This is a genomic window from Abyssisolibacter fermentans, from assembly GCF_001559865.1.
GTDB lineage: Bacteria > Bacillota > Clostridia > Tissierellales > MCWD3 > Abyssisolibacter > Abyssisolibacter fermentans.
Genome location: NZ_LOHE01000067.1, coordinates 96461 through 115941, shown reverse-complemented (window position 1 = coordinate 115941; position 19481 = coordinate 96461). Strand labels below are relative to the sequence as shown.

Genomic DNA, 19481 nt, shown 5'->3' with positions numbered 1-19481 from the left:
AAGAACAGAAATCGAAAGAGGTCAAGTATTAGCAAAACCAGGAACAATAACACCACATACAAAATTCATGGCAGAGATATATGTATTAACAAAAGAAGAAGGTGGAAGACATACACCATTCTTTAATGGATACAGACCACAATTATATTTCAGAACAACAGACGTAACAGGAGCAATAGATTTAGCTGAAGGCGTAGAAATGTGTATGCCTGGAGACAATGCAACATTAAAAGTTGAATTAATCACACCAGTAGCAATGGAAAAAGGATTAAAGTTCGCTATTCGTGAGGGTGGAAGAACAGTTGGTGCTGGAGTTGTTAGTGAGATTATAGAATAATTAAATTAAATAAAAAAAGAAGGGGATATACCTCTTCTTTTTTTTGAAAAGTACACTTTTGTAGCGAAAAATATATATTTATTAATTTTGTGATTATATAACATATGAATTGTAAAAAATAACATATGAAAAAAAATAAAAAAAAATATAAAAAGACTTGTATTTCAGATTGATTTAATGTAAAATATAAGGGTGTGCTACTGACATGCGATGAGGCAAAAGGTTGCTGTTCGTTGATAAAACAGGGAATTTTTGCTGAGAATGTTCAATTATAAATTGGGCGATTGGATTGGCTGATTTAATTATCACTACAAAACACACGGATAAGTGTATCGGCTATCCCATGTCGTATGTAGAACTAAAACATGCGATAGAAGGAGGGAATTACTAATGGCAAATGGAGTTAATGTGAAGCAGAAAATAAGAATTAGACTTAAGGCATATGATCATAAAATTCTTGATGTATCAGCACAAAAGATTGTTGAAACTGCAAAGAGAACAGGAGCAAAGGTATCAGGACCTGTACCACTACCAACAGAAAAGCAAATTATTACAATCTTAAGAGCGGTTCACAAATACAAAGACTCAAGAGAGCAGTTTGAACAAAGAACACATAAGAGATTAATAGATATCTTAAGTCCTACTTCAAAAACTGTTGAATCATTAATGAGATTAAACTTACCTGCTGGAGTAGATATTGAAATCAAGCTATAAGCTGAGCTATACACTCTGCTTAGTATGATTGTATAATTATACAATCCGCTGTAAGATAATAGGAGGTGTAAAGATGAAAGGAATTTTAGGTAAAAAAATAGGAATGACTCAAATATTTGACGAACATGGAGTTGTTACTCCGGTTACAGTAGTTGAAGCAGGACCACTTACTGTATATCAAAAGAAAACTAACGAGATAGATGGTTATACAGCTATACAAGTTGGATTTGGGAGTATAAAAGAGAAAAAAGTTAACAAACCACTTAAAGGACATTTTGAAAAAGTTGACAAAGAATACAGAAAGTATTTGAGAGAATTTAGAGTTGATAATATAGATGACTACGAGGTTGGACAAATATTGAAAGCTGATATTTTTGCAGCTGGAGATAAAATTGATGTTATTGGAACATCTAAAGGTAAGGGTACACAAGGTACAATCAAGAGATATAATCACTCAAGAGGTCCTGAGACTCATGGTTCTAAATATCATAGAGCTGCTGGATCATTAGGTGCATCTGCACATCCTTCAAGAGTTTTTAAAGGCATGAAAATGGCTGGACATATGGGTAATGAAAGAGTAACAGTCCAAAACTTAGAGGTAGTAAAGGTAGATGTAGAGAAAAATCTATTATTAATAAAAGGTGCCGTACCAGGACCTAAAGGTGGATTTTTAGTACTAAAAGAAAGTGTGAAGGTTTCAAAATAAGCTTCGTAGAAAGGAGGATATAGAATGCCAAAAGTAGCTTTATATAATATTTCAGGCCAACAAATAGGTGATATAGAATTGAATGATAATGTGTTTGGTATAGAAGTGAACCAACATGTTTTATATGAAGCTGTTAAAAACCAGCTTGCTAATAAGAGACAAGGAACTCAATCAGCAAAAACAAGAGCAGAAGTACGTGGTGGAGGAAGAAAGCCATGGAGACAAAAAGGTACTGGTAGAGCTCGTGCTGGTAGTATAAGACAGCCAAACTGGGTAGGAGGAGGAGTTGTATTTGCTCCTAAACCAAGGGATTATTCTTATAGTATTCCTAAAAAAGTAAAAAGATTAGCTATGAAGTCTGCTTTAAGTTCAAAGGTTCAAGAAAATGAAATAGTAGTATTAGACGAATTGAAAATGGAGCAGCCTAAAACTAAAGATATGGTTAATATCTTAAAGAATTTTGACGTAAAGAGAAAAGCACTTATAGTAATGCAGGAAAAAGATGAAAATATTTTAAAATCAGTAAACAATATTCCAGGTGTAGAAACTGCATTAGTTAATACATTGAATGTTTATGATATCTTAAAATATGACATGTTTATTATTACTAAAGATGCAGCAAGAAAAGTTGAGGAGGTGTATGCATAATGAAAAGCCCTTATGACATTATAAGAAAGCCAATAGTATCAGAGCAAAGTATGGATGAAATGGCAGATAGAAAGTACACCTTTGTTGTTGACAAGAGAGCGAATAAGTCTGAAATCAAAAAGGCGATAGAACAAATTTTTGATGTAAGTGTTGAAAAAGTAAATACTATGAATATGAATGGTAAGCTTAAAAGAATGGGTAGAAATATTGGTAGAAGACCAAGTTGGAAAAAAGCTATTATTAAATTAACAGATGATAGCAAAACTATCGAATTCTTTGAAGGAATGTAGTTAATCATATAGATAAGTTTAAAGAAGGAGGGAAAGACTGTGGGTATCAAAAAGTTCAAGCCTACTTCGCCAGCTGTTAGGCATATGACTGTTTCTACTTTTGAAGAAATAACAAAAAAAGAGCCAGAAAAGTCGTTACTTACAAAGTTAAAGAAAAACGCTGGGAGAAATGTACGTGGTAAAATAACAGTTCGTCATAAAGGCGGAGGAGCAAAAAGAAAATATAGAATCATTGATTTCAAGAGAAACAAAGACGATATACCTGGCACAGTGGTTGCGATAGAATATGATCCTAATAGATCAGCAAACATAGCACTTATAAACTATGCTGATGGTGAAAAAAGATATATTATAGCTCCAAACAAATTAGAGGTTGGAACTGTAATTATGTCAGGAGTAAATGCTGATATAAAAGTAGGTAATGCATTACCACTTAAAAACATACCAGTAGGTACTACTATTCACAACATTGAAATGAAGGTTGGTAAAGGTGGTCAACTTGTTAGATCAGCAGGAAATCAAGCTCAACTTATGGCTAAAGAAGGTGACTATGCTCAAGTAAGACTTCCATCAGGAGAAGTTAGAATGATTAGAATTGAGTGTAGAGCTACTATTGGTCAAGTTGGAAATACTGATCATGAGAATATCACAATAGGTAAAGCTGGAAGAAAGAGACATATGGGAATTAGACCAACGGTTAGAGGTAGTGTAATGAACCCTAATGACCATCCACATGGTGGTGGAGAAGGTAGAGCTCCTGTAGGTAGACCAAGTCCTGTTACTCCTTGGGGTAAACCGGCATTAGGATACAAAACTCGTAAGAAAAATAAGAAATCAGATAAATTTATAATTAAGAGTAGAAAGAAAAAATAGGCTTTCGTAATTTAATTAATAGCAAATCCGGTTCGAAAGGAGGAGCCTTAAATGAGTAGATCAGTAAAAAAAGGTCCATTTTGTGATGATCATTTGTTAAAGAAAGTAGAACAATTAAATGAAGTAAACGAAAAAAAGGTAATAAAAACATGGTCACGTAGATCAACTATTTTTCCACAAATGATAGGTCATACATTAGCTGTTCATGACGGAAGAAAGCACGTGCCTGTATATATAACTGAAGACATGGTAGGACATAAGTTGGGAGAATTTGCACCAACTAGAACATATCGAGGCCATGTAGGAAAAAATGAAAAATCAAGTTCTGTAAAATAAATTATTTAGCGATATAATAGTCAATAAGGAGGGATATGAGTGGAAGCTAAAGCTATTGCAAAACATGTCCGTATTTCACCTAGAAAAGTGCAATTAGCTGCTGATTTAGTAAGAGGTAAGAGTGTTATGGAAGCTGTTGCTATACTTAAATACATGCCAAATAAAGGAGCTGCTGTTTTAGGTAAAGTAGTTAAATCAGCACTAGCAAATGCAGAAAACAACTTTGATTTAGATAGAGACAATTTATATGTTGCTGAGGCATATGCGAATCAAGGACCAACCCTAAAAAGATTTAGACCAAGAGCACAAGGTAGAGCTTTTCAAATTAGAAAGAGAACTAGTCATGTTGGCGTTGTGCTTAAAGAAAGAGAGTAGGAAAAGGAGGGGAAAAAATGGGTCAAAAAGTTAATCCGCATGGGTTAAGAGTTGGAGTGATAAGAGACTGGGATTCAAGATGGTATGCTAAGAAAAAAGATTTTGCAGACCTTCTAATTGAAGACCATAAAATAAGAACTTATGTAAAGAAAAAATTATTTTTGTCAGGAATAGCAAAAACTGAAATAGAGAGATCTGCAAAAAGAGTTAAATTAAATATCTTCACTGCTAAACCTGGAATGGTTATTGGAAAAGGTGGATCAGGTGTAGAGCAATTAAGAAAAGATATAGAAAAAATGACTGGCAAAAAAGTATCATTGAACGTTGAAGAAATAAAAATACCTGAAGTTAATGCACAATTAGTTGCAGAAAATATTGCTTCTCAATTAGAGAGAAGAGTATCTTTCAGAAGAGCAATGAAACAATCAATTCAGAGATCTATGAGAGCTGGAGCTAAAGGTATTAAAACATCTGTATCCGGAAGACTTGGTGGAGCAGATATGGCAAGAACAGAAGGATATAGTGAAGGAAATATTCCATTACAAACATTAAGAGCTGATATAGGATATGGTTTCACTGAAGCAAATACAACATATGGGAAAATCGGTGTAAAAGTATGGATATATAAAGGTGAAGTTCTACCAACAAAAGGAGAACAAACTGGTAAAAAAGTAAAAAAGTAAGAGCTGCAGGAAGGAGGAATATCTATGTTAATGCCTAAAAGAGTAAAACGTCGTAAAGTTCATAGAGGAAGAATGACAGGTAAGGCAACTCGTGGTACAAAGGTGACTTATGGAGAGTTTGGTTTACAGGCATTAGAGCCTGCTTGGATAACATCTAATCAAATAGAGGCTGCCAGAAGAGCAATGACAAGGCATGTAAAAAGAGGTGGAAAGATATGGATTAAAATCTTTCCAGATAAGCCAGTAACTCAAAAGCCTGCTGAAACTCGTATGGGTAAAGGTAAAGGTTCACCAGAGTACTGGGTAGCTGTTGTTAAACCGGGTAGAGTAGTATTCGAAATGGCTGGAATTGAAGAGGAAGTAGCTAGAGAAGCTATGAGACTTGCTGCAAATAAGTTACCAATCAAATGTAAATTTGTAGTAAGAGAAGACCTAACTGAAAAGGGTGGTGAAGCTAATGAAAGCTAGTGAATTAAGAGAGCTGACTGCTCAAGAGTTAGATTTAAAAGTAACAGAATCTAAAACGGAACTTTTTAATTTAAGGTTTCAACTAGCTACAGGACAGCTTGATAATCCTATGAGAATAAAAGCTGTAAGAAAAGATATTGCAAGACTAAAAACTATTATTAGAGAGCGCGAATTGAATTTAAATAACAAATAGATTGCGTTATAGCTTCAGAAAGGAGGGCTATTTGAGATATGGAAAGAGGCAATAGAAAAGTAAGAATTGGCCGTGTAGTTAGCAACAAAATGGATAAAACTGCTGTTGTTGCTGTTGAAACCTTTGTTTCTCACCCTTTATATGGAAAACAAGTTAAGAGAACTACAAAATTCAAAGCTCATGATGAAAATAATGCTTGCACAATTGGTGACAAAGTAAGAATAATGGAAACAAGACCATTAAGCAAACAAAAAAGATGGCGTTTGGTTGAAATTGTTGAGAAAGCAAAATAATTAATGCAGTTATTCGAAGGGAGGGTAACAAATGATCCAAGCGGAAACTCGTCTTAAAGTAGCTGATAATTCAGGCGCTAAAGAGTTGTTATGTATAAAAGTACTTGGTGGCTCAAGAAGAAAATATGCTACCGTTGGAGATATAATCGTATGTTCAGTTAAAAACGCAACACCAGGAGGTGTTGTTAAAAAGGGGCAAGTTGTAAAAGCAGTTATAGTAAGAACTGTAAACCCTGTTAGAAGAAACGATGGAAGCTATATTAATTTTGATGAAAATGCTGCAGTAATCATAAAAGATGACAAAACACCAGTAGGAACACGTATATTTGGCCCTGTTACTAGAGAGTTAAGACAAGGTAATTTCATGAAAATAATATCATTGGCACCTGAAGTGTTATAGAAGGAGGTGTAATAATGCACATAAAGAAAGGCGATACAGTTGTAAAGATAACAGGTAAAGATGCAGGTAAAGTAGGTAAGGTTTTAGGAGCTATACCTAAAAGTAATAAGGTTATTGTTGAAGGAGTGAATATGCTTACAAAGCATAAGAAAGCCTCTCAAAAAGTTCAACAAGGTGGAATTATACACCAAGAAGGACCAGTAGATGCATCAAATGTTATGTATTATTGTAATAAAGATAAACAAGGTGTAAGAATAAAACATAAAGTGCTTGAAAATGGTCAAAAGGTTAGAATTTGTGCTAAATGTGGCGAAGTTCTAGACTAGAGCTACTGTAGAAAGGAGGCAAGCGAAAGTGGCATCGAGACTTAAAGAAAGATATAAAAGCGAGATAATTCCGGCATTAATGGAAAAATTTAAATATCAAAATGTAATGCAAGTTCCAAAACTAGAAAAAGTGGTTGTAAATATGGGACTTGGAGAAGCTAAAGATAATCCGAAAATTTTAGAAACAGCTGTTGAGGAAATGGGTATTATAACTGGTCAAAAACCAGTTATCACTAAGGCTAAAAAGTCAGTTTCAAACTTCAAACTTAGAGCTGGTATGCCAATAGGATGCAAAACAACATTAAGAGGAGAAAAAATGTATGACTTCTTAGATAAGTTAGTGTCAGTTGCATTACCAAGAGTTAGAGATTTTAGAGGTGTTTCTTCTACTGCTTTTGATGGAAGAGGAAACTATGCACTAGGTATAAGAGAACAACTTATTTTCCCAGAAATTGAATATGATAAAATTGATAAAATTAAGGGAATGGACATAATTATAGTAACTACAGCTGAAACAGACGAGGAAGCTAGAGAATTTTTAAGACTTATGGGAATGCCCTTTAAAAAGTAGAAGGAGGTATACTTGTGGCTAAGAAATCGATGAAGGTTAAGCAACAAAGAGAACCTAAATTTAGTACAAGAAGCTATTCAAGATGTAGAATATGCGGAAGACCACATGCTTATTTAAGAAAATTTGGCATTTGCCGTATTTGCTTTAGGGAACTAGCATATAAGGGTGAGATACCAGGAGTTAAAAAAGCGAGTTGGTAATATTTAGGTAAATGGAAGGAGGTAGCTCTAATGGTTATGACTGATCCAATTGCTGATATGTTGACTAGAATCAGAAATGCAAATAACGCGAGGCATCAAAATGTAGATGTTCCTGCTTCTAACATAAAGAAAAGCATAGTTGACATATTATTGGAAGAAGGATATGTAAGAGGTTGTGATTTAATAGAAGATGACAAGCAAGGAATAATTAGAATCAAACTTAAGTATACAAGTGACAAAGAAAAAGTTATATCTGGAATTAAAAGAATATCAAAGCCAGGCTTAAGAGTTTATGCAAAGAAAAATGAAATTCCTAAGGTTTTAGGTGGACTTGGAATCGCAATATTGTCTACATCAAAAGGAATTATGACAGATAAAAATGCAAGAAAAAATAATGTTGGTGGAGAAGTTATCTGCTACGTTTGGTAATAGATTTTATGTTATACTAGGAAACAGGAGGTGCAATCATGTCAAGAATAGGTTTGAAGCCAATAGATATACCTGCTGGAGTTGAAATTAAATTAGATGAAAAAAATCATTTAATAGTAAAAGGACCAAAAGGACAGCTAGAACAACAAATTGATAGAGACATGAAAATTGAAATTCAAGATAATGTTATAAATGTTGTTAGACCATCTGAAATCAAAAGACATAAGTCTCTACATGGATTAACTAGAAGTCTTATAGCTAACATGATTGAAGGAGTTACTAAAGGTTATGAAAAAACTCTTGAAATAGTTGGCGTTGGATATCGTGCTGCAAAGCAAGGTAAAAAATTGGTTCTTAATTTAGGTTTTTCGCATCCAGTTGAAATGGAAGACCCTGAAGGTATTGAAGTCGAGGTACCAGCTAACAATAAAATAGTTGTTAAAGGTATAGATAAGCAAAAAATAGGAAATTACGCTGCTGTCATTAGAGATTGGAGAAAACCTGAACCATATAAAGGTAAAGGAATTAGATATGCAGGAGAACAAGTAAGACGTAAGGAAGGAAAGACTGCTAAGTAGAAAGGAGTGAAAAAGGATGCTTAAAAAAGTTAATAAGAATGAAAAAAGAAAAAAAAGGCATTTAAGAAGCAAGGCAATAGGAACTCCTGAGAGACCAAGACTTAATGTATTTAGAAGCCTAAAACATATTTATGCACAGGTTATAGATGATAAAACAGGTAAAACTATAGTTTCTGCATCTACTTTAGATAAAGAAGTTGCAGAAAAAGTTAATGGCACAGGAAACAAAGAAGCAGCAAGAATTATTGGTAAGATAGTAGGAGAAAGAGCAAAAGAAAAAGGAATAGAAGCTGTAGTATTTGATAGAGGCGGCTATTTATACCATGGAAGAGTTAAGGAACTTGCAGATGGTGCAAGAGAAGCAGGACTTCGATTTTAAAAAGGAGGGAAATAGATGCGCCGTGAATTAATAGATGCAAGCCAATTAGACTTAAAAGAGCAGGTTGTTAATATAAATCGTGTTACTAAAGTTGTTAAAGGTGGTAGAAACTTTAGATTTAGTGCTTTAGTAGTTGTTGGAGATGAAAATGGTTATGTTGGAGTTGGAATGGCTAAAGCTATAGAGATTCCAGATGCTATAAGAAAAGCTATACAAAATGCTAAAAAACACGTTATAAAAATACCTTTACTTGGAACTACAATTCCTCACGAAATAATTGGAAATTTTGGATCAGGTAGCGTATTATTAAAACCTGCTCCAGAAGGTACAGGAGTAATTGCAGGAGGTCCAGTACGTGCTATACTTGAGCTTGCGGGAGTAAAAGATATTAGAACTAAATCATTAGGATCAAACAATCCAAGAAACATGCTAAATGCCGTTATTAACGGTTTAGCAGAGCTAAAAACTGCAGAAGAAGTTGCAAAACTTAGAGGAAAATCTGTAGAAGAGATCATGAGTTAGGGGGGAAATACCTTGGCTACTATTAAAGTAAAATTAACTAGAAGCAAAATTGGAAGAATAGAAAAGCAAAAAAGAACTATTGAAGCATTAGGTCTAAAGAAGATAGGACAGATTGTTGAACATGAAGATAATGCTCAGATTAGAGGAATGATTAAAAAAGTAAACCACATGGTTGAAATAGTAGAATAATTTTCGATATGAACATAAAGGAGGTGCAGCTGCTATGAAACTACATCAATTAAAACCTAATCCAGGGACTACAAAAAATCGAAAAAGATTAGGTAGAGGTACCGCAACTGGTCAAGGTAAAACAGCTGGTAGAGGTCAAGATGGCCAGAAATCAAGATCAGGTGGTGGGGTAAGACCTGGGTTTGAAGGTGGTCAAATGCCTTTAGCAAGAAGACTTCCAAAAAGAGGCTTTAAGAACATTTTTGCTAAAAAGTATGTTATTGTCAATATTAGTGACTTAAATAGATTTGAAGATAATACAGAAGTTACTCCAGAGCTATTACTTGAAACTGGAATACTAAAGAAACTTGAAGATGGTGTGAAAGTGTTAGGTAATGGTGAATTAAACAAAAAATTAACAATAAAAGCCCAAAAGTTTAGTAAAAGTGCATTAGAAAAAATTGAAGCTACTGGGGGAAAGGTAGAGGTGATTTAGTAGATGATATCAACTCTAAGAAATGCTTGGAAAATACCAGATTTAAGAAAAAGAATGCTATTTACATTAGCGATGTTATTTATTTTTAGATTAGGTGCTAATATTCCGGCTCCATTTATTGACAAGAAGCTTATTGCTAATTTGTTTAATACTGATTCTGGCTCAGTTTTGGAGCTTTTCAACTTAATGTCAGGTGGAGCATTCAAGAGATTTACAATTTTTGCATTAGGAGTTTATCCATATATTACATCATCAATAATTTTTCAGCTTCTAACGATAGCTATACCTAGCTTAGAAAGATTAGCTAAAGAAGGGGAAGCAGGCAGAAAGAAAATTGCACAGTATACTAGATATGGTACAGTTGTATTTGCATTGATTCAAGCAGTAGGTTTAACATTGGGATTATTTAGAAATGCGCTAACAAACAACACATTTTTAGGTAAATTCACAGTAATATTAGTATTAACAGCTGGAACTGCATTCTTAATGTGGTTAGGTGAACAAATAACTGATAAAGGTATTGGTAATGGTATATCATTAATAATCTTTGCTGGTATAGTTACAAAAATACCACAAGATATATATACTGTTTCAACTCTTTATGTAACAGGTGGTATTAGTATAATAGCTTTAATACTATTTGTAGCGTTATTACTTGCTGTTGTAACAGGTGTGGTTGGTATACAAGAAGGACAAAGAAGAATACCAGTACAGTATGCAAAAAGAGTAGTTGGAAGAAAAATGTATGGAGGACAAAGTACACACATACCATTAAAGGTATTAATGGCAGGAGTTATTCCTGTAATATTCTCAACTTCTATACTTCAGTTTCTACCAACATTAACAATGTTCTGGCCTAACTCAGGATTTGCTAATTTTGTTACTGAATACTTTACTATAAGAGGTACTGTAGGAATATGGATTTACAGTTTATTAAACTTTATTTTAATACTAGGATTCACTTATTTCTACACTATGATACAGTTTAATCCAGTAGAGTATTCTAATAATCTTAAACAGTACGGAGGATTTATTCCAGGAATTAGACCAGGAAAACCAACATCAGAGTTTTTAAGCAAGGTGTTAAACAGAATTACCTTTATTGGGGCGGTTGCTCTTGCTCTAATAGCTACAATACCACTACTAGTTAATACCCAATCAGGTATTACGCTTAGCTTTAGTGGAACATCATTACTAATTGTTGTTGGTGTTGCCTTAGAAACTGTTAAGCAAATAGAAGCACAGATGCAAATGAGACATTATAAAGGATTTTTGAAATAATAGCTTGAATACTCCATAGGAGATGATCGTTTTGAGGTTAATATTACTAGGACCACCTGGAGCTGGGAAAGGAACCCAAGCTTCAGGTATAGTAAAAAAATATAATATACCACATATTTCAACTGGTGATATTTTCAGAAAAAATATTAAAGAAGGTACAGAGCTTGGAATTAAAGCAAAAGAGTACATGAATAAAGGCCTTTTGGTACCAGATGAGCTTGTGGTTGCAATAGTAAAGGACAGATTAGTTCAGGATGATTGCAAAAAAGGATTTTTATTAGACGGTTTTCCAAGAACCGTTGCACAAGCAGATGCTTTAGATATTGAGTTAAAAAATTTAAAATATAATTTAGATAAAGTAATTAATATTGAAGTTTCTAAGGATGAATTAATTAAAAGGGCAGTCGGACGCCGTATATGTAAAGAATGCGGCGGGACTTACCATTTAATATTCAATCCTTCAAAAACAGAAGGTGTTTGTGATGAGTGCGGTGGCGAATTATATCAAAGAAAAGATGATAATGAAGAGACCGTTACAAAAAGAATCGAAGAATATCTGAATAAAACACAGCCATTGATTAATTATTATGAAAAGCAAGATAAGATAGTAAATATCGATGGAAAGCAAGATATAGATAAGGTTTATGAAGATATTTTAAAAGCCCTAGGGGGCGAATAGTAATGATAATTTTAAAAAGCGATAGAGAGATACAGAAGCTCAAAAAAGCTGGAGCTATTGTAGCACAGACTCATGAATATCTTAAAAGCTTTATTAAGCCAGGAGTTACTACAAAAGAACTAGATGAAGTTGCAGAGAAATTCATTAGAAAACTTGGTGCAGAGCCTGCATTTAAAGATTATAATGGTTATCCTTCAACTATATGTACTTCAATAAATAATGAAGTAGTACATGGAATACCAGGGTTAAGAAAGTTAAAAGATGGCGATATTATAAGTATAGACATAGGATCGTTAATTGATGGATATTATGGGGATGCGGCTAGAACACATGCAGTTGGTAATGTATCAGATGAGGCTTTAAAACTTATAAATGTTACTGAGAGAAGTTTTTTTGAGGGATTAAAATATGCTAAAGTAGGATATAGATTATCTGATATATCACATGCAATACAAAAGTATGTGGAAGCTAACGGTTTTTCAGTGGTAAGAGATTATGTAGGTCATGGTGTTGGTCAAGAGCTACATGAAGACCCTCAAATACCACATTTTGGACCTCCAGGAAAAGGTCCAAGATTAAAGAAAGGCATGGTGTTGGCAATTGAGCCAATGGTAAATGCTGGCTCATTCCATGTTAGAGTACTTGAAGATAACTGGACAGTTGTCACAGTAGATGGTAAATTATCAGCTCATTATGAAAACACTATAGCTATTACAGATGGAGAACCAGAATTATTAACACTATCGCGAGGTGAAATTAGTGGAAACAACTGATGATATAACAATTGGTCAAGTTGTGATATCTAAAAGAGGAAGAGATAGCGGAAGGTGCTTTGTGGTTTTACAAAAGCTAGATAAAGAATATATTTTGATATGTGATGGAGATTTAAGAAAGCTTGATAGACCAAAGAAGAAAAAAATAAAGCATGTAGGCGTTACAAATACCGTATTAGAAGAACTAAAGAAGAAAATTGTTAAAAATGAAAGAATTAATAATTCTTATATAAGAAAACAATTGGCTACTATTAATGATGGCAGATAGCCAGAAACGGAGGTTAGATAACCTAATGTCCAAAAAAGATGTTATTGAGGTTGAAGGTACAGTTATAGAAGTGTTACCTAATGCTATGTTCAAAGTTAAATTAGAAAACGAACATATAGTATTAGCTCATATATCAGGAAAGCTGAGAATGAATTTTATTAGAATTCTTGCTGGAGACAAAGTTATTTTGGAACTATCTCCATACGACTTGTCAAGAGGAAGAATAACTTGGCGTAATAAGTAGCAAGGAGGGTTTACAATGAAAGTAAGACCATCTGTTAAGAAAATATGTGAAAAATGCAAGATTATTAGAAGAAAAGGCAGAGTTATGGTTATATGTCAAAATCCTAGACATAAACAAAAACAAGGATAAGAGTATGAAATAGAGTACAATTGACATACACAGTTTAGGAGGTGTAAAGTTAATGGCCAGAATTGCAGGTGTAGACTTGCCAAGAGAAAAAAGAGTCGAAATTGGATTGACATATATCTTTGGCATAGGAAAGTCAAGATCGCAAGAAATTATAAAAAAAGCTGGTATAAATCCTGATACACGTATAAAGGATTTAACAGAAGAAGAAGTTGCTAAGTTAAGAAGCATAATTGATGAATTTGCTGTTGAAGGTGATCTAAGAAGAGAAATAGCAATGGATATAAAGAGACTTAAAGAGATTGGATGCTATAGAGGTATTAGACACAGAAGAGGTCTACCAGTAAGAGGACAATCTACTAAGAACAATGCTAGAACAAGAAAAGGTCCTAAAAAACTTTCTAGCAAAAAGAAAAAGAAATAGGAATTGAAAAGGAGGGACTTCTAAGTGGCAGCTAAGAAAAGAAGGAATACCCGTGTAAGAAGAAGAGAGCGTAAAAATATAGAAAAAGGTCAAGCGCATATTCAATCTACATTTAATAATACACTTATTACCTTAACAGACTTAAGAGGTAATACTATATCATGGGCTAGTGCAGGACAGCTTGGATTCAAAGGTTCAAGAAAATCAACTCCTTTTGCTGCACAAGTGGCTGCTGAATCAGCTGCAAAAAAAGCAATGGAACATGGTTTAAAAGCTGTTGAAGTGTATGTTAAAGGTCCAGGATCTGGTAGAGAAGCAGCTATAAGATCATTGCAGGCTACAGGTCTTGAGGTAAGCTTGATTAAGGATGTTACACCTATTCCTCATAACGGTTGTAGACCACCAAAGCGCAGAAGAGTCTAATTAATTATTTCTAGGTGATACTAGAATCAGTTGCCCTCAAGTAAAATATATAAAAAAAGGGAGGGTTATAAATGATAGAAATTGAAAAGCCCAAAATTCAAATGGTTGAAATAAACGAAGATAATACACATGGAAAAATAGTTGTAGAACCTTTGGAAAGAGGTTATGGTACAACACTTGGAAATAGTTTAAGAAGAGTATTATTATCATCATTACCAGGAGCTGCAGTATCATTAATAAGAATTCAAGGGGTATTACATGAATTCTCAGCAGTTCCAGGTGTTTTAGAAGATGTAACAGAGATAATATTAAATATTAAAGCTATTGCTGCAAAAATGTACACAGAAGAACGTACTACTTTGGTAATAGATGAAGTAGGTCCATGTGAAGTTAGAGCTGGAGATATTAAAACAGGTCCAGACGTTGAAATAGTTAATAAGGATTTACTAATTGCAACTATAGAAGAAGGCGGTAAACTATACATGGAGTTGGAAATGGTCAAAGGAAGAGGCTATATTCCAGCTGATAAGAATAAAAAAGAAAACCATACTATTGGTGATATACCTGTGGATTCAATATTTACTCCAGTTAAGAGAGTAAACTTTAAGGTAGAAGATACAAGAGTTGGTCAAGATGCTAACTATGATAAGCTTACTTTAGAAATCTGGACAGATGGAACAATTAAGCCAGATGAAGCAACATCATTAGGAGCTAAAATTATAAATGAGCATTTAAATTTATTCATAGATTTAACTAGTCATGTTAGTGACGTAGAAATCATGGTTGAAAAAGAAGAAGATAAGAAAGAAAAAGTTCTTGAGATGACTATTGAAGAATTAGACTTATCTGTGAGATCCTATAACTGTTTAAAAAGAGCTGGAATCAATACAGTAGAAGAGCTTACTCAAAAGACTGAAGAAGATATGATGAAAGTAAGGAATTTGGGTAAAAAATCTCTAGTTGAGGTTCAAAGAAAATTAGCTGAGTTAAATTTATCTCTAGCTAAAAAAGAAGATTAGAGCTATGATATGAGAAGATAAACTCATATAAGACCGAAGGGAGTGATACGAGAATGGCTAAGTTAAGAAGACTTGGGCGCCCTACTGACCATAGAAAAGCAATGTTAAGAAATTTAACAACTAGCTTGTTACATCATGGTAAAATTGAAACAACAGTGACTAGAGCAAAAGAAACTAAAAGAATGGCGGAAAAGATGATTACTCTTGGTAAAAAAGGTGATTTACATGCTAAACGCCAAGCTTTAGCATATTTATATGATAGAGATGTAGTTAAACTTCTTTTTGAAGAAATTGCACCAAACTATGCTGAAAGAAATGGTGGTTACACTAGGATATTAAAGCTGGGTCCACGTAGAGGAGACGGCTCTGAAATGGTAATTTTAGAATTAGTGTAAGCTAGTTATGGGGATTAAGTTTAATAACTTAGTCCCCTTTGTAGTATAAAGCCAACATTTGTAATCTTTCAAGGAAGGATTTTTTAAGGTTTTGTTGAACGCTTGTTTTTGAAATATATATAAAACAAGTATTCAACGAACTCTTAAACGAAATTATAAAAAGGCGTAAGATGTCCCCAACCTCTATAGGTAGTGGGTACCGATTAGATTTAACAGGCGGTGTGTAATTTTTCGCCTCGTTGAAACGGTGTGTTGCAATTATTACGTAATTGCTTCCGTTGTATAATATAAGGATATACTATTATATAGTTGCTAAAATAAATATATAGCTTGAATTGACTATAGATTTTTGCTAAAATTAAAAACGAAATGATAATTCAAAGCAAAAATTAAAGCTTTGAAAGGTGGGATATCATGAAAGAAGATATAATGATAAAAATTGATAATATAACATTTGAGTATAAAAATGAAGAAGAAAAAGAAGTTAAGGCATTAGATAAAGTTAGCTTAGAAGTAAAACAAGGTGAGTTTATAGCGATATTGGGTCATAATGGTTCAGGAAAATCGACACTAGCAAAACATATGAATGCAATACTTGAACCTACAAGTGGAAAAGTATACGTTAAGGATTTAGATACTTCTGAATATGATAATGTGTGGAATATAAGACAAACAGCGGGAATGGTATTTCAAAACCCTGACAATCAGATAGTTGCTACAATAGTAGAAGAAGACGTAGCCTTTGGCCCTGAAAACCAAGGTGTAGAGCCTAAAGAAATCAGAAAAAGAGTAGATGAAGCTTTAGATATCGTCGAGATGTCAGAATATAAAAGCCATGCTCCACACATGCTCTCTGGAGGGCAAAAACAAAGAATAGCAATAGCAGGGGTATTAGCTATGAACCCAGAGTGTATAATATTTGATGAACCTACTGCAATGCTTGACCCATCCGGTAGAAAAGAAGTTATGAATACAATACAAAAACTGAATAAAGAGCAACAAAAAACTATAGTTTTAATAACACACTATATGGATGAAGCAGTATTAGCTGATAGAGTTGTAGTTATGGAAAAAGGTAAAGTAGTATTAGAAGGTTCTCCTAGAGAAGTATTTAGCCAAGTTGAAAAAATAAAAGGATTAGGATTAGATGTACCACAGGTTACAGAATTAGCTTATAAACTTAGGAAAGAAGGAATAGATATTCCAAGTGATATATTAACTGTTGAAGAGATGGTGGTAAACATATGATGAGTATTATTATAGAAAATTTAACACATATATATAATCCAGAAAGTCCTTTTGAAAGAAAAGCTTTAGATGATGTTAACTTAAAAATAGAAGAAGGACAATTTATAGGATTAATAGGACATACAGGTTCAGGGAAATCTACATTGATACAACATTTAAACGGTTTATTGAAGCCAAGTAGCGGGAAAATATTAATAGATGATATTGATATAACAGATAAAAAAGTTAAGCTAAAAGAGATTAGAAAAAAGGTAGGATTAGTCTTTCAATATCCAGAACATCAGCTTTTTGAAGAAACTATATACAAAGATGTATCTTTTGGTCCTAAAAACATGGGCTTAAGCGAAGAAGAAATAGATAAAAGAGTGAAGGAAGCAATAGATTTAGTCGGGCTTGATTTTGAAGCGGTAAAAGACAGATCACCATTTGAATTAAGCGGAGGTCAGAGAAGAAGAGTAGCTATAGCGGGAGTTATAGCAATGAAACCTAAAATTTTAATATTAGATGAACCAACAGCTGGCTTAGATCCAAAAGGAAGAGATGAAATACTAAATCAAATAAAAGAACTTCACCAAAAACAAGGTATAACAATAATATTAGTTTCACATAGCATGGAAGATGTAGCAAAACTTGTTGATAGATTAATAGTAATGCACAGAGGTAAAGTTGCTATGACAGGTGAGCCAAAAGAAGTGTTTAAACGAGATAAAGAACTAGAAGAAATAGGACTTGGAATTCCTCAGATAACATGTTTTATGAAACAATTTAAAGAAAAAGTAAAAGTTGTAAGAGATGATATAATAACAGTAGATGAAGCTAAAGAAGAAATACTAAAATACTTAAGGAGTAGAAAAGATGCTTAAAGATATAACAATTGGTCAATATTTTCCTGGTGAGACCGTAATCCATAAACTTGATCCAAGAATTAAGATAATAATAACATTTATATTTTTAATAGCTATATTCCTTGTTAATAAATTTCTGCCATATGTTTTTGTTGTTGCCTTTTTAGGTAGTGCAATAGCTTTATCAAAAGTACCAGTTAAATTTATATTTAAAGGGTTAAAGCCATTGTTTGTAATAATTATTATTACATTTTTGATTAATGTATTTATGACTAGAGGGCAAGTTATATATAGCTTAGGACCATTAGATATAACTATAGAAGGTTTAAGACAAGCGACATTTATGGCATTAAGACTTATATTCTTGGTAATAGGCACGTCTCTACTAACGCTAACAACATCACCTATATCACTAACAGATGGTATAGAAAAGCTGTTAAATCCTTTTAAGAGGATAGGCGTACCAGCACATGAACTTGCAATGATGATGACAATAGCATTGAGATTTATACCTACATTATTAGAAGAAACAGATAAAATAATGAAGGCACAAATGGCTAGAGGTGCTGACTTTGAAAGTGGTAATTTATTGGCAAGAGCAAAGAGTTTAGTTCCTTTATTAGTACCACTATTTATAAGTGCGTTTAGACGTGCTGATGAGCTAGCAATGGCAATGGAAGCAAGATGCTATAGAGGTGGAGAAAATAGAACCAGAATGAAGCAATTAAGTATTCATAGACGTGATTACGGTGCTATGGTATTAACCTCACTTTTAGTTGCTGTTATTGTTGTTAGTAGATATGTATATTAAACGGATTATTCTAAGTTATATGAATAATTTGATTAAAAGGTGTGAGAAATCTATAATATGAGAAATGTAAAACTTATTATTGAATACGACGGTACAATGTATAATGGTTGGCAAAAGCAGCCTGATTGCAATACAGTTGAAAGCGAAATAGAAAAAGCTATATATAAAATAACAAAAGCTGAAGTTAAAATATACGGCTCAGGAAGAACTGACCGAGGAGTCCATGCATATGGACAAGTGTGTAATTTTTATACAAACAGTAAAATACCATGTGAAAAAATGAAAATGGGTTTTAACAGTGTATTACCAAAAGATATAGTTATAAAGTATGCAGAAGATATGGATAGTGAATTTCATTCAAGATATCATGCAGTTGGGAAACAATATAGATACAGACTTTATAATGATAGAGTTAGAAGACCATTATTAGAAAATAGAGCATATCATGTATATAAAAAGCTTGATTTAGATAAAATGAAAATAGCAACAAAATACTTTTTAGGAACTCATGATTTCGAGTCATTTATGTCAAAAGGAAGCTCGGCAAAGACTACCATAAGAACAATACATTCTTTAGATATGGTGCATAAAGATGAATACGTTGAATTTAGAATAAAAGGTGATGGTTTTTTATATAACATGGTTAGAATAATAATAGGAACTTTAGTAGATGTAGGGTTAAACAAAAAAGAGCCAGAGGATATAATAAATATAATAGAAGCTAAAGACAGACGCAAAGCAGGAAAATCAGCACCAGCTCATGGATTGTATTTGTATGAGGTGTATTATGAATAAAAATAGTGATAAAACTAAAAACAAGAGTGAGTCATTGTTCTAGGTTTATTTATAAAAAAACTAACTATTTTAATGTTCCTTGAGTATTTAAAAATGTTGTCTATAGAAAAAATTCTTGAGACAGTATTCTTATGTCGATATATATAAAATAAATCATAATTTCGT

Annotated in this window: 36 protein-coding genes; all 36 read left to right on the top strand. The window is 33.2% G+C overall.

Translation table 11 applies throughout. From position 1 onward, the window contains the following. A partial coding sequence (locus AYC61_RS11965) for an EF-Tu C-terminal domain-related protein (RefSeq protein WP_476691452.1) occupies nt 1-337 on the top strand: 337 nt, incomplete at its 5' end. A gap of 390 nt (nt 338-727) precedes the next feature. Beyond that, nucleotides 728-1051, top strand: a complete 324-nt coding sequence (gene rpsJ, locus AYC61_RS11960) for a 30S ribosomal protein S10 (RefSeq protein WP_066502457.1) — start codon at nt 728-730, stop codon at nt 1049-1051. Nucleotides 1052-1124: 73 nt separating this feature from the next. After that, complete coding sequence (gene rplC, locus AYC61_RS11955; protein WP_066502452.1) at nt 1125-1757, top strand: 50S ribosomal protein L3; 633 nt, start codon at nt 1125-1127, stop codon at nt 1755-1757. A 24-nt stretch (nt 1758-1781) separates the two neighbouring features. Then, nucleotides 1782-2405 (top strand): 50S ribosomal protein L4, encoded by a 624-nt coding sequence (rplD, locus tag AYC61_RS11950; protein WP_066502451.1) that lies wholly within the window; start codon nt 1782-1784, stop codon nt 2403-2405. Further along, complete coding sequence (gene rplW / locus AYC61_RS11945; RefSeq protein ID WP_066502450.1) at nt 2405-2695, top strand: 50S ribosomal protein L23; 291 nt, start codon at nt 2405-2407, stop codon at nt 2693-2695. The genes rplD and rplW overlap by 1 nt, the downstream gene beginning before the upstream one ends. Nucleotides 2696-2734: 39 nt before the next feature. Then, nucleotides 2735-3568: a 50S ribosomal protein L2 gene (gene rplB, locus AYC61_RS11940; RefSeq protein ID WP_066502446.1), complete on the top strand. Its 834-nt coding sequence runs from the start codon at nt 2735-2737 to the stop codon at nt 3566-3568. 51 nt (nt 3569-3619) lie between these two features. Beyond that, nucleotides 3620-3904 (top strand): 30S ribosomal protein S19, encoded by a 285-nt coding sequence (rpsS, locus tag AYC61_RS11935; RefSeq protein WP_066502443.1) that lies wholly within the window; start codon nt 3620-3622, stop codon nt 3902-3904. A 39-nt stretch (nt 3905-3943) separates the two neighbouring features. Continuing rightward, the gene (gene rplV / locus AYC61_RS11930; protein WP_066502441.1) at nt 3944-4279 is read left to right on the top strand and encodes a 50S ribosomal protein L22; all 336 of its coding nucleotides are present in this window, start codon (nt 3944-3946) and stop codon (nt 4277-4279) included. 17 nt (nt 4280-4296) lie between these two features. Beyond that, complete coding sequence (gene rpsC / locus AYC61_RS11925; RefSeq protein ID WP_066502437.1) at nt 4297-4962, top strand: 30S ribosomal protein S3; 666 nt, start codon at nt 4297-4299, stop codon at nt 4960-4962. A gap of 24 nt (nt 4963-4986) precedes the next feature. Continuing rightward, on the top strand, nt 4987-5430 hold the full coding sequence (gene rplP, locus AYC61_RS11920; RefSeq protein WP_066502434.1) for a 50S ribosomal protein L16: 444 nt from the start codon (nt 4987-4989) through the stop codon (nt 5428-5430). Further along, nucleotides 5420-5623 (top strand): 50S ribosomal protein L29, encoded by a 204-nt coding sequence (gene rpmC / locus AYC61_RS11915; protein WP_066502431.1) that lies wholly within the window; start codon nt 5420-5422, stop codon nt 5621-5623. The genes rplP and rpmC overlap by 11 nt, the downstream gene beginning before the upstream one ends. A gap of 38 nt (nt 5624-5661) precedes the next feature. Further along, a complete protein-coding gene (gene rpsQ, locus AYC61_RS11910) occupies nt 5662-5916 on the top strand; it encodes a 30S ribosomal protein S17 (protein WP_066502427.1) in 255 nt (84 codons plus the stop codon). 31 nt (nt 5917-5947) lie between these two features. Next, nucleotides 5948-6316, top strand: coding sequence for a 50S ribosomal protein L14 (gene rplN / locus AYC61_RS11905; RefSeq protein ID WP_066502423.1), 369 nt, complete (start codon nt 5948-5950; stop codon nt 6314-6316). A gap of 14 nt (nt 6317-6330) precedes the next feature. Beyond that, nucleotides 6331-6642 carry a 50S ribosomal protein L24 gene (gene rplX / locus AYC61_RS11900; RefSeq protein ID WP_066502420.1) on the top strand — a complete coding sequence of 104 codons (312 nt, stop codon included), beginning with the start codon at nt 6331-6333 and terminating at the stop codon, nt 6640-6642. Between the two features lie 28 nt (nt 6643-6670). Continuing rightward, a complete protein-coding gene (gene rplE, locus AYC61_RS11895) occupies nt 6671-7213 on the top strand; it encodes a 50S ribosomal protein L5 (protein WP_082759933.1) in 543 nt (180 codons plus the stop codon). A gap of 14 nt (nt 7214-7227) precedes the next feature. After that, a complete protein-coding gene (locus AYC61_RS11890) occupies nt 7228-7413 on the top strand; it encodes a type Z 30S ribosomal protein S14 (protein WP_066502418.1) in 186 nt (61 codons plus the stop codon). Nucleotides 7414-7443: 30 nt separating this feature from the next. Beyond that, the gene (gene rpsH / locus AYC61_RS11885) at nt 7444-7842 is read left to right on the top strand and encodes a 30S ribosomal protein S8 (protein ID WP_066502416.1); all 399 of its coding nucleotides are present in this window, start codon (nt 7444-7446) and stop codon (nt 7840-7842) included. Nucleotides 7843-7880: 38 nt separating this feature from the next. Then, nucleotides 7881-8420 (top strand): 50S ribosomal protein L6, encoded by a 540-nt coding sequence (gene rplF / locus AYC61_RS11880; RefSeq protein ID WP_066502415.1) that lies wholly within the window; start codon nt 7881-7883, stop codon nt 8418-8420. A 16-nt stretch (nt 8421-8436) separates the two neighbouring features. Then, a complete protein-coding gene (rplR, locus tag AYC61_RS11875) occupies nt 8437-8799 on the top strand; it encodes a 50S ribosomal protein L18 (protein ID WP_066502408.1) in 363 nt (120 codons plus the stop codon). Between the two features lie 15 nt (nt 8800-8814). Continuing rightward, nucleotides 8815-9321 carry a 30S ribosomal protein S5 gene (gene rpsE / locus AYC61_RS11870; protein ID WP_066502406.1) on the top strand — a complete coding sequence of 169 codons (507 nt, stop codon included), beginning with the start codon at nt 8815-8817 and terminating at the stop codon, nt 9319-9321. Between the two features lie 12 nt (nt 9322-9333). Continuing rightward, entirely contained in the window at nt 9334-9510 is a 177-nt protein-coding gene (rpmD, locus tag AYC61_RS11865; RefSeq protein WP_066502403.1) for a 50S ribosomal protein L30, read from the top strand. A 34-nt stretch (nt 9511-9544) separates the two neighbouring features. Beyond that, on the top strand, nt 9545-9985 hold the full coding sequence (rplO, locus tag AYC61_RS11860) for a 50S ribosomal protein L15 (RefSeq protein ID WP_066502400.1): 441 nt from the start codon (nt 9545-9547) through the stop codon (nt 9983-9985). 3 nt (nt 9986-9988) lie between these two features. Beyond that, a complete protein-coding gene (secY, locus tag AYC61_RS11855) occupies nt 9989-11266 on the top strand; it encodes a preprotein translocase subunit SecY (RefSeq protein WP_066502398.1) in 1278 nt (425 codons plus the stop codon). Between the two features lie 31 nt (nt 11267-11297). Beyond that, nucleotides 11298-11945, top strand: coding sequence for an adenylate kinase (locus AYC61_RS11850; RefSeq protein WP_066502395.1), 648 nt, complete (start codon nt 11298-11300; stop codon nt 11943-11945). Nucleotides 11946-11947: 2 nt separating this feature from the next. Further along, nucleotides 11948-12718, top strand: coding sequence for a type I methionyl aminopeptidase (gene map, locus AYC61_RS11845; protein WP_066502393.1), 771 nt, complete (start codon nt 11948-11950; stop codon nt 12716-12718). Beyond that, complete coding sequence (locus AYC61_RS11840; RefSeq protein WP_338026048.1) at nt 12696-12986, top strand: KOW domain-containing RNA-binding protein; 291 nt, start codon at nt 12696-12698, stop codon at nt 12984-12986. The genes map and AYC61_RS11840 overlap by 23 nt, the downstream gene beginning before the upstream one ends. 25 nt (nt 12987-13011) lie before the next feature. Further along, a complete protein-coding gene (infA, locus tag AYC61_RS11835) occupies nt 13012-13230 on the top strand; it encodes a translation initiation factor IF-1 (RefSeq protein ID WP_066502389.1) in 219 nt (72 codons plus the stop codon). A gap of 15 nt (nt 13231-13245) precedes the next feature. After that, nucleotides 13246-13359 carry a 50S ribosomal protein L36 gene (rpmJ, locus tag AYC61_RS11830; protein ID WP_066502387.1) on the top strand — a complete coding sequence of 38 codons (114 nt, stop codon included), beginning with the start codon at nt 13246-13248 and terminating at the stop codon, nt 13357-13359. Between the two features lie 52 nt (nt 13360-13411). Further along, nucleotides 13412-13780: a 30S ribosomal protein S13 gene (rpsM, locus tag AYC61_RS11825; RefSeq protein ID WP_066502384.1), complete on the top strand. Its 369-nt coding sequence runs from the start codon at nt 13412-13414 to the stop codon at nt 13778-13780. 24 nt (nt 13781-13804) lie between these two features. Further along, on the top strand, nt 13805-14203 hold the full coding sequence (rpsK, locus tag AYC61_RS11820; protein ID WP_066502382.1) for a 30S ribosomal protein S11: 399 nt from the start codon (nt 13805-13807) through the stop codon (nt 14201-14203). A 71-nt stretch (nt 14204-14274) separates the two neighbouring features. Further along, nucleotides 14275-15222: a DNA-directed RNA polymerase subunit alpha gene (locus AYC61_RS11815; protein ID WP_066502380.1), complete on the top strand. Its 948-nt coding sequence runs from the start codon at nt 14275-14277 to the stop codon at nt 15220-15222. A 53-nt stretch (nt 15223-15275) separates the two neighbouring features. Next, nucleotides 15276-15617: a 50S ribosomal protein L17 gene (rplQ, locus tag AYC61_RS11810; protein WP_066502378.1), complete on the top strand. Its 342-nt coding sequence runs from the start codon at nt 15276-15278 to the stop codon at nt 15615-15617. A 414-nt stretch (nt 15618-16031) separates the two neighbouring features. Then, a complete protein-coding gene (locus AYC61_RS11805; protein ID WP_066502376.1) occupies nt 16032-16865 on the top strand; it encodes an energy-coupling factor transporter ATPase in 834 nt (277 codons plus the stop codon). Beyond that, nucleotides 16865-17728 (top strand): energy-coupling factor transporter ATPase, encoded by an 864-nt coding sequence (locus AYC61_RS11800; protein WP_066502482.1) that lies wholly within the window; start codon nt 16865-16867, stop codon nt 17726-17728. The genes AYC61_RS11805 and AYC61_RS11800 overlap by 1 nt, the downstream gene beginning before the upstream one ends. Next, a complete protein-coding gene (locus AYC61_RS11795) occupies nt 17721-18521 on the top strand; it encodes an energy-coupling factor transporter transmembrane component T family protein (RefSeq protein ID WP_066502374.1) in 801 nt (266 codons plus the stop codon). Before AYC61_RS11800 ends, AYC61_RS11795 begins: the two co-directional genes overlap by 8 nt. Nucleotides 18522-18578: 57 nt before the next feature. Further along, nucleotides 18579-19316 (top strand): tRNA pseudouridine(38-40) synthase TruA, encoded by a 738-nt coding sequence (gene truA, locus AYC61_RS11790; RefSeq protein WP_066502371.1) that lies wholly within the window; start codon nt 18579-18581, stop codon nt 19314-19316. Nucleotides 19317-19481: the final 165 nt, after the last annotated feature.